The organism is Agromyces mariniharenae, from assembly GCF_008122505.1.
GTDB lineage: Bacteria > Actinomycetota > Actinomycetes > Actinomycetales > Microbacteriaceae > Agromyces > Agromyces mariniharenae.
Window position 1 is genome coordinate 828,009 of record NZ_VSSB01000001.1, and the last position, 12,424, is coordinate 840,432.

A 12,424-nucleotide genomic window follows, 5' to 3' on the forward strand; every position below is an offset into this window, starting at 1 on the left:
GCGGCCCCGCACCCGCGCTCCGCGAATTGGGGGACAAGCGAAGACCCGGCCGCTCCAAGGAGCGACCGGGCCTTCGCGCGGGGGATCTCGATACGCGTCGCCTTCGGCGGCGCTACTCGACCACCGGCACTACGCCGCCAGCGGCACGTCCACGGTCGCGCGCGCCACCGGGGTGACCACGAGCGACCCGTCGACCGCGTCGACCTGCACCGCCTCGCCGTCGCCCAAGGCGCCGGTGACGAAGAGGTCCGCGATGCGGTCCTCGACCTCGCGCTGGATCAGGCGACGCAGGGGGCGAGCACCGTACTCGGGCTCGTACCCGTGCTCGGCGAGCCAGGCCACCGCGGCATCCGTGGCCTCGAAGCCGACCTCGCGAGCCGAGAGCCGCGCGACCGTCGCGCCGAGCATGAGGCGCACGATCTCGGCGATCTGCTCCTGCGTGAGCTTGGTGAACAGCACGATCTCGTCGATGCGGTTCAGGAACTCGGGGCGCATGGCCTCGCGGAGCTTGCCCATGACCCGCTGGCGCACGTCGTCCTGCGACGAGAAGCCGTTCGCCGCGGCATCCGTCGACGCCACGAAGCCGAGTGCACCCGACCGCGACGCGAGGAACTCGGAGCCGAGGTTCGAGGTCATCACGACCACCGTGTTGCGGAAGTCGACCGTGCGACCCTGACCGTCGGTGAGGCGGCCGTCGTCGAGCACCTGCAGCAGCAGGTTGAACACGTCGGGATGCGCCTTCTCGATCTCGTCGAACAGCACGATCGAGTACGGGTTCCGACGAACGCGCTCGGTGAGCTGGCCCGCCTCGTCGTAACCGACATAGCCGGGAGGGGCGCCGACGAGCCTCGACACGGTGTGCCGCTCGCCGAACTCGCTCATGTCGAAGCGGATGATCGCGCCCTCGTCGTCGAACAGGCGGTCGGCCAGCGCACGCGCCAGCTCGGTCTTGCCGACGCCGGTCGGGCCGAGGAACAGGAACGATCCCACGGGACGCTTCGCGTCGCCCATGCCGGTGCGGTTGCGGCGCACGGCGCGCGCGACGGCGGTCACGGCGTCGTCCTGCCCGATGACCCGGGCGTGCAGCTCCTGCTCGAGCTCGGCGAGGCGCTCGCGCTCGCCCTCGGTGAGGCGGTTGACCGGGATGCCGGTCGCCCGCGAGATCACCGCGGCGATCTGCGCCTCGTCGACGATGGTGTCGGATGCCGCATCGGAGCCGCCGGCCTGCGCAACCTTGCCGCGCTTGATCGCGTCAGCGGTCGCCTCGTCGAGCTTGTCCTGCACCTTCGAGATCTCGTCGCGGATGCGCGACGCCTCCTCGTAGTGCTCGGCCGTGACCGCCGCGTTCTTGTCGGCCTCGAGCTCGGCCAGTCGGCCGATGAGCTCGGACACGTCCACCTTCACGCCGAGGCGGAGGCGCAGTCGCGCGCCGGCCTGGTCGATGAGGTCGATGGCCTTGTCTGGCAGGACGCGCTCGCTGAGGTAGCGGGCGCTCAGCTCGACAGCCGAGCGGATCGCGGCATCCGTGTACTCGACGCCGTGGTGCTGCTCGTACGCGGGCTTGAGGCCCTGCAGGATCAGCACCGAGTCCTCGATCGACGGCTCGCCGACCTTCACGGGCTGGAAGCGACGCTCGAGCGCCGGGTCCTTCTCGATCTGGCGGTACTCCTTGAGCGTGGTCGCGCCGACGAGGTGCAGCTCACCCCGCGCGAGGCGCGGCTTCAGGATGTTGCCCGCGTCCATGCCGCCGTCACCGGCACCGCCCGCGCCGACAACCGTGTGCACCTCGTCGATGAACACGATGAGCTCGCCCTTGTGGGTGGCGATCTCCTCCATGGTCTTGGTGAGGCGCTCCTCGAAGTCGCCGCGATAGCGGGTGCCGGCGAGCATGCCGGGCAGGTCGAGCGAGATGACGCGCTTGCCGAGCAGCGCCTCGGGGACGCTCTCTTCCACGATCGCCCGGGCGAGCCCTTCGACGATCGCGGTCTTACCGACGCCGGCCTCGCCGACCAGCACGGGGTTGTTCTTCGTGCGTCGGCTCAGGATCTCGATGGTCTGCTCGATCTCGTCGACGCGTCCGATAACGGGGTCGAGCTCGCCGTCACGGGCGCGCTGCGTGAGGTCCATGCCGAACTTGTCGAGCATGGGGGTATCCGTGGGTTGAGTAGCGCTCGACGAAGTCGAACGCGTATCGAAACCCTCGTCACCGAGCGACTCGGGGTCAACGGTCTCCCGCATCCCCTGCGTGAGCGCCTCAGCAGTCACGCCCGCGCGCGCCAGCACCTGGCCGGCCGGGGCATCCTGCCCCAGCACGAGCGCGAAGAAGAGGTGCTCGGGGTCGATGTACGTCGAGCCGCTCGAGCGCGCCACTTGGTACGCGTGGAAGAGCGCGCGGGACGCCGACGGCGTGATGGTGGCCGCGTTGATGTCAGCCACATCGGATGCCGCGGGCAGGCGCGCCTCGGTCGCGGTGATGATGCGCTCCGGCGCGACGCCGATGCGCTGGATGGCCTGCGTGACCGCCTCGTCCTCGACGATGACGCGCAGGATGTGCAGCGCGTCGAGCTCGGTCTGTCCGCGCTCGAGCGCGAACTTGCCGGCACGCTGCAGGATGCTCTGGGTGCGCGCGGTCAGGAACCGGCTGAGGTCGATCGACCGCGCCTGCCTGGCCTGCTCACCCGCGAGATACCGGGCGAGGAACTCGTCGAACGAGTTCGCGCCGGTGTCGCTGAAGTCTTCGGGCACCTAGTCCTCCTGGGGAACTTGAGTTGGGTACGCTCAAGTTCAACGCGGTGGGGGCGTGGGTATTCCCGCGATTGGACTCGTTATTCAGACGAGGCGGACCACAAATCGCGACCACCTGAGCTTGCGACACCTGGCGGAAGACTACGTGGCGATGTCTGGCGTCAACTCCGGCAACCACGTAGCCAGCCGACTGCCCGGGCCGACCGGCTTGCGAACGTCCGATGACGGACCCTCGCGAGACGTCCGTACCTCCAGCTGGTTGACGAGCGGGCGGCTGAACCCGATCACTACGCCGGCGGGCCGGCCGGGATTCGTGTCGTCACCGAAAGTGAGCGGACCTTCCCGGGGCTACGGAAATCCGGCTCTTCGTTATGAAGCGGGGCGCGGGTCTGGTTCGCCAGGGCTTGTGCCTGCCAGCGGCGAGCAGGATGCGTAGTTGGTGGAGTTGGGAAACGGTGCGCGAGCCTGAGGATCTTCTCGACGATGAGGTCGATGGCCTCGGTGCCGCCGTTGTTGGCCCCGCCGGTGTCGAAGTAGGCCAGGAACTGGGTCCGCCAAGCCCGCAGGCTCCGGCCGAGCCGGGCGACCTCGTGTACAGGGAAGGTGTGGAACGACTCGAGGATCTTCTCCGCGTCCCCTCGCCCGTCGACAGGCTGGTCGTGGCGGTAGACCGCACGGAGCTGCCGGTAGCACTGCCCGCGACGGTGACGTGCCAGTCCGGTCACCCGAGTGCAGGAACGCGTCGATCTTCGCGAGCTGCCGTTCAGTCAGGTGCCCGATACCGTGCCTCAGCAACCCGCGGATCCTGCACAGCGGGTCGTCCGTGTGCGCCGCGTGTCCCAACGTTTGCTGCTGCATGCGTTGACGGGCCTTCGCGAGCACCTTCACGCTGAGCCGGACCACTTGGAACGCGCCCAGCACGACGACAGCGTCGGGCAGCTCGTCCCGGTCCCGGATCGCATTCGCGTACCCGCGGAACGGATCCAGCGCAGCATGCTAGACGGCTGGCGTGAAGCCTGCGGGCGCGCTGCGAAGCCACGCCGCGTACGCGCTACCGGACCGGCCGGGCACCACATCCAGCAACCTCGCCCCGGACCCGCCCGTCGCCATCGTGTGTCAGGCCCACCATCGAGGTGACCGCCCGGTCTTGGCCACGACGGGACGGCTTCCAGATGTGCTCGTCCAGCGTCTTGTACGGTATGCCCAATGCTCGATGCCGTGTTGGGTGCACCGGCACGAGTCATGGCAGCGACTTTGGGGGACGGATGAAGTATCGGAACGCCACCCATGCATTTGTTTCCGAGCTGGCTCAGTTACGAGAACGTGGACAAGTCGTCGAAGTGCGCGGGGCTACCACTACGGAGTTACTGAGCCGTCTTGTTGTTCTGGAACGGCCGACGGAACGATTCATCACCGTTCCGGGTCGCCGCAACGATCCCTGGGCCACCGTAGCTGAGACAATGTGGGTAATTGCTGGCCGTGAAGATGTGGCCTATCTCGAACGTTATCTGCCGCGCGCCCCGGACTATTCGGACGATGGGCAGGTTTGGCGAGGTGCGTATGGACCTCGCATCCGCGATTGGGCCGGAACTGACCAAGTGGATGAGGTCCGGCAACTCTTGCTCAATGACCCGCTGACGCGGCGTGCTGTAATCAACATCTTCGACCCCGCCCGTGACTTTATCGAGACTCGCGACGTTCCTTGCAACAACTGGATTCATTTCATCCAGCGGGACGGGCGCCTCGACATGAACGTGGCGATTCGATCGAACGACATCGTGTGGGGATTCTCGGGAATTAACACGTTTGAATGGAGTGTCCTCCACGAGATGATGGCCTACTGGACGGGCTTTGGCGTCGGCCATTGCTCGTACTTCATTTCGTCACTTCATTTCTACAATGATCGGCTGAATCAGGTGGATCGAACGCTGTCTGGCTTTTCCGGAGGGTCTGGTTACGAAGCGGGATGGGTCGCTCCGTCATTTATCACGGCTTGGGAAGATTTCCCAATGGTCATGCAGGAGTGGTTTCGGATCGAGCATGAGCTCGCGAGCGGGGCCGACGCTGCCGCAGCGATCACCCAGTTTCCGGACCCACTGCTGAGGCATTTCCTCGAGCTGCTGCGCATCAAGTGGCTTCAGCGAGGTGACGTCAACGACGGAGCCCTGATGACGGAGGTCGAGAATCTCGGCCGAACCGACGGCGCGTTCGCCCTCCGCGAGTTGTTGTTTCGCGACTCTGCGTTGATCGCCAATGCAGGAACAGCCCACGGGGCTGACGAGCTGCGTGACGATATCTCCAGGCTCCACCGCATGAAGGACGCTGCATACGGTGACGCTTGGAAGCGGCGCGGCGAGCTGATCAGCATCGCGTCAAACTTGGCCAGGAAGGCCGATCGAATCGGGAGCGTAACTGCCGGTGCTCCCGCAGGCTCAGAGTCGTTGCTCGATACGGCCGTCGACCTGCTTGTCTACGCTCTAAAGTATCAGCTCTTCATCATGGAGCATGATTCAGAGCTGGCGGCCCACACACTCGGGACGTCAGGGCTTCCGTTCAGTGACGGCACTCGGTGGTTCGACGCCCTGCTCTGGCACCTCGATTTCGATGTGCAGGTTGGGAGCGTCGAGCAAGAGGCTGTACAAACGGTCACAGCGTTCAATCGACTTGACGAGCTGCTTCAAGACACACCCGAAGGACCGTGGGCGACCAAGCAGGTCCTTGCCGAGCACCTGACGGTGAGCGCATTGCGGTTGGTCCATGCCGTCGCCGCCGTCGATTGGGGTGCCCGCTCGGCGCTTCGCCGCGAGGCAAGGGGCGAGCGATGAACGATACGAGCGCCAAACTCCTGGACGATGTCGCCGCGCTGGTCGAGGGCGGCGAGACATCGTTTGGTCTCGTCGGCGACGCGACCATCTCTCTTCCGGTGTCGAGGTGGTTTCGTGAGAACGCACCCGGCTGCTCACTCGACGCCTTCGGCCTCGCAGCCGCAACCGCTCTGGGTTTGGCGTCTCACCGGTACGCGGAGCTTGAGGTCATCCGACCAGCGAACCTCATCGTCGCGGCCGATGCAGACAAGGAGCTGGTGATCCGACACTGCCTCCCGTTCATCGACTACGTCCCCCGACTGCTTGTGGCGGGCTATGGTCACTACCAATTCCACGACCAGCGTTTCGAGGCGATCCGATCAAGCCTGATGGTACCTTCGCTCGCGAACGGCTACCCGAACACACTCGTGCACCTTTACCAGTGCATGGTGAATGCTGCACGCCTCGGTCTACAGGGCTCGGTCGTCGAGTTCGGTACGTACAAGGGCGGGACAACACGATTCCTCGCTGAAACAGTCCGCGAGCTCCACCAGCAATGGCGCGTGGTCAGCCTCGACAGCTTCGACGGCTTTCCACCGCGGCGCTCGCCACTCGACATGTACGACCATCCAGGGGCAGAGTTCCGCGACCTCGCGGCGGTTGAGCGCTATCTTGAGTCCTGTGGCGTCGACCTCCTCGCCGGAGACATCGTCCTCACGGCCCGCCAAGTGGCCGGGCGGCCGGTGGTGCTCGCCTTCATCGACACCGACAACTACAGCGCTGCGACCGCGGCACTGGACGCCATACAGGATCACGTCGTACCCGGAGGCGCGATCGTCTTCGATCATTTCACTGGCGTCGACCGCTTCCGATACACCCTCGGCGAGAGAATGGCCGCGGCGCGATTACTTGACGATTCACGCTATTTCAATTTGCACGCAACAGGCGTATTTCATAGGCAGAAGTAAACGGAGATCCACATAGAATGGCAAAGCCAAAGCCAAGACCAGGCGTGTACGATCTATATTGGCAGTTTGCGGCACGCAGGCAGCACGCATTCGAGTCGCGAATCGCAGGAAATCCTTGGCCCTGGACGTCGGATCCAATCTTGCGCGCGTACAAATTCTGCAACGTTTTCCGGGCCGCGGATCGCGTTAGTCAGTACATGATTCGAAATGTTGCATATCGCGATGACGATTCGTCAGCACAGGATCGGTTATTTCAGATCGTTGCCTTCCGAACCTTTAGCAATATCGCGACGTGGGAGTACGTGACCACTTGGCTGGAGCATTCCCCGCGCATTGACGACCTCGGTTCGGGTCAGTTTGAGGCTGCGCTCAATGCAGCACTCGAGGCCAATGGCGGCCTATACACCGGGGCGTTCATTCTCTGCGCGACTAATGCCTACGGTAGGTCCCGCAAACACCTCAACCATGTAGAGCTCTTCCGCGACATGTTCGTGAAGCGTGACTTGGGAACGAAACTGCTCACGGCGACCTCCCTTCGAGAAATTTACGATCGTCTTCACACCTTTCCCCTCATGGGCGATTTCATGTCATACCAGACGGCAATCGATCTGAACTACTCCGACTACATCAACTTCTCAGAGGACGACTTCACGCAACCTGGGCCAGGCGCTGTTCGCGGTATCAAGAAGGTCTTCACCGACTTGGACGGGCTATCCCCGCAAGAGGTGATCATGTGGATGGTTGATCACCAGGAGGAAGAGTTCGAACGTCTCGGTCTGGAGTTCAATGGCCTCTGGGGGCGCCGGCTGCATGCCATCGACGCGCAGGGCCTCTTCTGCGAGACAGACAAGTACTGTCGCGAGGCCGTGCCAGAGCTCCGGAGTGCTCGCTCCCGCATAAAAGCGCGATTCGTGGAGTCCCCTGCCCCGATTGAGCTCTTTTTCCCACCCAAGTGGGGTCTCAACAAACTGGTTCCGCGACAGCCTGTGCTCGGGAGCTCACGGCCGGACGCACTCATTCCGATGTTCTAGGTCCGGAGGGTTGACATCAGTGTCGGATTATCCGACACTGATGTCATGACAGGTGAAGCCCAGAACGAGGGTCTGTTCCCTGCGGTGGCGGACATCGGATCCCCAACTCGCTCTCAGTCGTTTGACGCGCTGGGGGCACCTCTTTCGCCTGAAGCTGCACTTGCAATGACGTCTGGCGAGGTCGAGTCCGCTGTCGCGAATGTGCTCGCAGATCTCGACGGCATTGACTCTGGCACCTTCTTCGCTGAAGCCTCTCGCACGCCCCGTGGGGACGTGGTGCTTGATTCTCCCCAGGCGGTCTTTGTGATCGCGAGGTTCAACCGGGTCTTCGGCAAGAAGAAGCTGATCAAGCTGTCGACAGTCACGGAGACCGACTGGTCGACACTCCATGCTCTTGTCGCCGTCTTAGTGCAAGCGCTGTTGGCACGACGAAAGGTTGCGGCATGACCCTCTCGCTCGGCACCTGGCCGTCAATCGAGGAGGCGTGGTGGCAGACAACGTCAGGTCTTCTTTCGATGCCCGATGGACGTGCCGTGAACACAGTCGTCACAGTCGACCGACCTTCACTGGAGGTCGCGACGTCTTTCGTCGAACCGATCGACCTGATGCTTACCAGCCATGGCAGGCAACCGATTCGCACCGTGGCAAACACGCTCTTTCCGAGTCGCCTCTATAGGAGCCCAGGCTTCACATGGCAGCCAGACTCGGACGAGAAGACCGCTGCGCTCGACGCAGCGGCCGACAAACTCTACGGCAACTATCTCGCGATGCTCCCGACCCTTATGACTGACCGACTCAACGCATCCGGCACCTACTTCAGTCGGATGATCGCATGGCCCGGAAAGGAGGTAACGGGCGGCGTCAACCAGTTAGCGAAACGTATTCACTACCTTCGGGCCGTGAAGGGCCGCGCCCACAACGCGAGCGATGTGACGCTCCAATCGCCTGACGACGTCGACGCTCTTTCACCGCTGCCGATTCAGGAGTACGCCGCAACCGACGATCGACAGCTCTCGTTCCCGTGTTTGGTGCATGTGTCGCTGACAACGCTTCACGGCCGGCTCTCAATGGTGGCCGTGTATCGGCACTGGTTCGTGATCACGCGCGGGTTCGGCAACCTGGTGGGACTGAGCCGTCTGCTGCACTTCTTGGCAGAACAATCGGGCTACGCAGTCGGTGAGCTCATGATCGTTGCAACCAAGGGAAGCGCTGAGCGATCCCCCTATCGAGTGGAAGGGATCAAGCAGCTGCTCACGACCACGCGCGATCTGCTGGGCGCCCCTCCTGTTGCCAGCGATGCCAACGCTCCCGAGAAGGTGCCAGTATGACCCTCCGCGTCCACGTTGGAACCGATCTCGTCACGATCTCTCGCATCGACGCAATGACCGTGAAGGGTGGCCGGGACTGGCTCGAGTCGATTTGGACCGCCCAGGAGCTCGCGTACTCTGAGTTGAGGCCCGACCGCTTGGCGACGCGCTGGGCGGCTAAGGAAGCCACAATCAAGGCACTTGGGCTGGGCATCGGGAGAATCGAGCCGATCGATATCGAGATCGTCTCGACTTCCGGCGCGGCGCCGTCGTTGAGACTTTCAGCCTCCGCTGAGCGGCGCGCGTCGGAGATGAAGGTGACATCGATGTCCGTGTCACTCAGTCATGAACGCGACCTTGCGCTCGCGTATGTTGCACTTCTCGCAGAGGAATAGAAATGCCCACTCCATCCTCACAACCAGATGACGAGCTCGTCGCGCTGGGAACGCGCCTCCGCGATGCGCGTGAAACGATCGGCTTTACGCAATCTGAGGTCAGCGGGGCGATCGGCATCCCGCGAACAAGCGTTCTTGCGATCGAGGCTGGCAAGCGAAACGTGACAACCGCCGAGCTCAAGAAATTCGCACGCTTGTACCGCCGGAGCATCGAATGGTTGCTCGGGGAAGCTGAGCCCGACCTCTCTTCGAACGTGGCACTCTTCCGGGCCACAGATGCACTGTCCCCTCGAGACCGAGAACAGGTCCTTCGCTTCGCTGAGTTCCTTGCGTCCGGCAGGCCACCCGAAGACTCAGGTGCCTCGTAATGCGACGCCGGGAAGGACGACTTGATGCGATGCAGGCGGCGGCGGACGCGCTGCAGGACCTGGACATCGACCAGACGCGTCCGGTCGACCCTTTTGATGCAGTGGCTCGCCTCGACCTCGAGTTGCTCTTCGCACCTCTCGACAATTTGCTCGGCGCGATCGTTCCCAGTCCGACCATGTCTGCAGCTTCAGGCGTCTTGATCACGACCGAACGGCAGGCATCAATCCAGCGATACACCGCGGCTCACGAAATCGGCCATTGGTACCTCGACCAGGATTACCTCGCGGTCGACATACAGGTCGACACGCAAGACGAGGTGGTCGGCATTCCATCGAACGAAAGGGAGCGCCGGGCACAACTTTTCGCGTCGTACTTTCTCATGCCGCTCCCGCTCGTCAGTCGAACGGCCAGGCGCCACGGCCTCCGCCGCGGCGACGAAGCAACGGCGGTCCAGGCGTACGCGATCGCCCGGGATATGCATGTGAGCTTTGAAGCGGCTACCCGACAGCTTTACAACTGTGGCTTCATCCTGGATTCAAACGTGAGATCGCTGCTGAAGTCTCGACCAATCAGCGTCAAAAGCGAGCTCGCCCTCGGGCATCGGCCGACCGAAGCTCGCGGCGATGTCTGGACGGTGGCCGGCGAAGACCCGCCGGCCGAGCTCGAGGTGTTCGAGGGTGACGATGTGGTGGTTTCACTTCCCGAGAACCGGACCACAGGGTACAGATGGCTGTCGGCCGACAAGACAGACCCCGCCCGTAGGCCTGCACGACCCGCACCGCCCAGTTTCGGCGGAACGGAGGGGGAACTGGACACAGCCTCGGACCGTGTCGATCGCCAAGAGCTCGTCCCCCGACCCGAGCTCGAGACTTCGCTCCCGCTTGTTTACGACGATTTCCAGCTCAGTTCCTCCGCTGGGCCGGCGGACGCCGGTCTACCGGTGGGAGGTGGCGGCAACCGGTACCTCATCCTCTATGCTCAGGCTCCTGGGGTTTGGGAGGAGCACTTCCAATACGCCTCTCCCTTCCGTCCTGATTCGGAACCGATCGATGACGTACGGCTTCGATTCGCTGTGCGCCCGAAACCAGCGGTCGAAACTCGGCAACGATGGTTGGACGAATTCAAGCGTGCCCCGGACTTCAATGACTAGACCGAATATCGACCTTCGTGAGCGTCTTGCGCCCGGCATTCACGACCAAGGCCCAAGACCAACCTGCGTGCCCTTCGCGGTCTCATTGGCACACGAGTCGAATCGTTATCAGGCGCGGGACCCCGCCGCCGCGCTCGCGCCTGAGGCGATTTGGGAGCACGCCTGGAATCGCGGTCTCGCTGGGCACAACGGCATGGACCTAGCGCACGCCAACGACGCACTGCGAGAGCGCGGTCAGCCAGAGGACCAGAATTGGCCTTACGATGCGACACTCGGCTCAGATACCGAGCCGCCGCCCCTAAGTGCCGGAGTACCACCGTGGCACGTCGCAGAGCTCAGCACCATTCCTCTGGCCTTGGATGGCGTCGAGGACGCCGTCGAGGATTCGATAGCGGCGGGCCGAGTGGTGGTCCTCGTTCTCGGCGTAACGGCTGCATTCGACTACCCGGACGCGGATGGGCTGATCCTTCCTTCGCCGGGGCCTGGGCACCGAGGGCTACACGCGGTCGCAGCAGTCGGTGCTGCTGAAGTCGCGGGCTCCGGCCGATGCCTGTTGATCCAGAACAGCTGGGGGGAGGGTTGGGGCCTCGGGGGCTACGGCTGGCTTCACCCCTCCTACATTCAGGGTCTGGGAATCTCCGCACATGAAGTTCTCCGACTCCCCATGCGCACACCTGTCCGCACGGACGTGACCACGGTGACCCGCGCGCGCTAGCTAGCGGGAGTCGTTCCTGCTGGCGCGGATCGTCCTCCAGAAGCAACCCGCAGCGCTCCCATCGCAATATGTGCTGTCATGCACTTTGCTCAGCCAGTTCTTTGGACCGCCGCAACGGATGGTCGGAACAGACCTTCAAGTTCTTGGACGAGCGTGACCAATGGATGCCACTAGTCACGGTCTGTACCCAGTGCGGCACCAAGCGGGCTCGCCCTGGCGAAGTGAAGAGGACGTGGGCTGAGCTGATGGAGATGGACTAGCTGCGCATTCACGGTCTACCCCGAACCTACCCGAGCGATATATCGTTGATATATCGTCGAGACCCGACCAGGGCCCGCTTCAGGGAGGTCATCATGAGCGATTCGTACATGGGCGGCGGCGGCTTCGCCGGTTCGTCGAGCAACTGGGGCCAAGGCGCTCCCGGCCCGAACCTGTGGGACGCCCTCAACCAGCTCCGCGGCATGTTCGAGCAGAAGGCCGGCCCGCGAATGGGCCGCGGCGACGTCCGCGCGGCGGTGCTCGCGCTCCTCGCTGAGAAGCCGATGCACGGCTACCAGATCATCAGCGAGATCGCCGAGCGCAGCGGCGGCGCGTGGAAGCCGAGCGCGGGCTCGGTGTATCCGACGCTGCAGCTGCTCACCGACGAGGGGCTCGTCACCGCAGAGGAGGCGGATGGCCGCAAGACCTACTCGCTGACGGAAGCGGGACGGGCGGAGGCCGAGGCATCCGCTGATCGCCCGGCGCCGTGGCAGACCTCGAGCCCGCGCGACTTCGGACCCGGCGGGGCGCTGCCCAAGGCCGGCATCGAGCTCGCGCAGGCGGCGGCGCAGATCCAGCGTTCGGGCACGCCCGAGCAGGTGAAGCAGGCGGTCGAGGTGCTCGACGACGCGCGTCGTCGGCTCTACTCGATCCTCGCCCAGGGCTGACTCGGTGCCCTCGA

The 12,424-nt window shown here is 63.9% G+C and carries 12 protein-coding genes and 1 pseudogene; 10 read left to right on the top strand and 3 right to left on the bottom strand.

The window, feature by feature from the left end:
* Positions 1-129: 129 nt before the first annotated feature.
* The 3 genes and pseudogenes from FYC51_RS03765 to FYC51_RS19860 all read right to left on the bottom strand — a co-directional run.
* Positions 130-2,745: an ATP-dependent Clp protease ATP-binding subunit gene (locus tag FYC51_RS03765; protein WP_148732324.1), complete on the bottom strand. Its 2,616-nt coding sequence runs from the start codon at positions 2,743-2,745 to the stop codon at positions 130-132.
* Between the two features lie 287 nt (positions 2,746-3,032).
* Positions 3,033-3,470, bottom strand: coding sequence for a transposase (locus FYC51_RS03770; protein WP_187432474.1), 438 nt, complete (start codon positions 3,468-3,470; stop codon positions 3,033-3,035).
* 13 nt (positions 3,471-3,483) lie between these two features.
* Positions 3,484-3,732, bottom strand: a pseudogene (locus FYC51_RS19860) (transposase); the annotation flags it as partial.
* A gap of 278 nt (positions 3,733-4,010) precedes the next feature.
* On the opposite strand from FYC51_RS19860, the gene FYC51_RS03780 reads away from it, so the two are divergent.
* The 10 genes from FYC51_RS03780 (at position 4,011) to FYC51_RS03825 (ending at position 12,410) form a co-directional block, all read left to right on the top strand.
* A complete protein-coding gene (locus FYC51_RS03780) occupies positions 4,011-5,570 on the top strand; it encodes a thymidylate synthase (RefSeq protein WP_187432475.1) in 1,560 nt (519 codons plus the stop codon).
* Positions 5,567-6,517, top strand: coding sequence for a class I SAM-dependent methyltransferase (locus FYC51_RS03785; protein WP_148732327.1), 951 nt, complete (start codon positions 5,567-5,569; stop codon positions 6,515-6,517). The genes FYC51_RS03780 and FYC51_RS03785 overlap by 4 nt, the downstream gene beginning before the upstream one ends.
* Before the next feature lie 17 nt (positions 6,518-6,534).
* The gene (locus FYC51_RS03790) at positions 6,535-7,548 is read left to right on the top strand and encodes a nucleotide kinase domain-containing protein (protein WP_187432476.1); all 1,014 of its coding nucleotides are present in this window, start codon (positions 6,535-6,537) and stop codon (positions 7,546-7,548) included.
* Positions 7,549-7,593: 45 nt separating this feature from the next.
* On the top strand, positions 7,594-7,995 hold the full coding sequence (locus FYC51_RS03795) for a hypothetical protein (protein ID WP_148732328.1): 402 nt from the start codon (positions 7,594-7,596) through the stop codon (positions 7,993-7,995).
* Positions 7,992-8,876, top strand: a complete 885-nt coding sequence (locus tag FYC51_RS03800; protein WP_148732329.1) for a hypothetical protein — start codon at positions 7,992-7,994, stop codon at positions 8,874-8,876. Before FYC51_RS03795 ends, FYC51_RS03800 begins: the two co-directional genes overlap by 4 nt.
* Entirely contained in the window at positions 8,873-9,250 is a 378-nt protein-coding gene (gene acpS, locus FYC51_RS03805) for a holo-ACP synthase (RefSeq protein WP_148732330.1), read from the top strand. Before FYC51_RS03800 ends, acpS begins: the two co-directional genes overlap by 4 nt.
* A gap of 2 nt (positions 9,251-9,252) precedes the next feature.
* Positions 9,253-9,618 carry a helix-turn-helix domain-containing protein gene (locus FYC51_RS19865; protein WP_148732331.1) on the top strand — a complete coding sequence of 122 codons (366 nt, stop codon included), beginning with the start codon at positions 9,253-9,255 and terminating at the stop codon, positions 9,616-9,618.
* 29 nt (positions 9,619-9,647) lie between these two features.
* Positions 9,648-10,769, top strand: a complete 1,122-nt coding sequence (locus FYC51_RS03815) for an ImmA/IrrE family metallo-endopeptidase (RefSeq protein ID WP_187432477.1) — start codon at positions 9,648-9,650, stop codon at positions 10,767-10,769.
* A complete protein-coding gene (locus FYC51_RS19870; protein ID WP_187432478.1) occupies positions 10,762-11,484 on the top strand; it encodes a C1 family peptidase in 723 nt (240 codons plus the stop codon). Before FYC51_RS03815 ends, FYC51_RS19870 begins: the two co-directional genes overlap by 8 nt.
* A 353-nt stretch (positions 11,485-11,837) precedes the next feature.
* Positions 11,838-12,410, top strand: a complete 573-nt coding sequence (locus tag FYC51_RS03825; RefSeq protein WP_148732334.1) for a PadR family transcriptional regulator — start codon at positions 11,838-11,840, stop codon at positions 12,408-12,410.
* Positions 12,411-12,424: the final 14 nt, after the last annotated feature.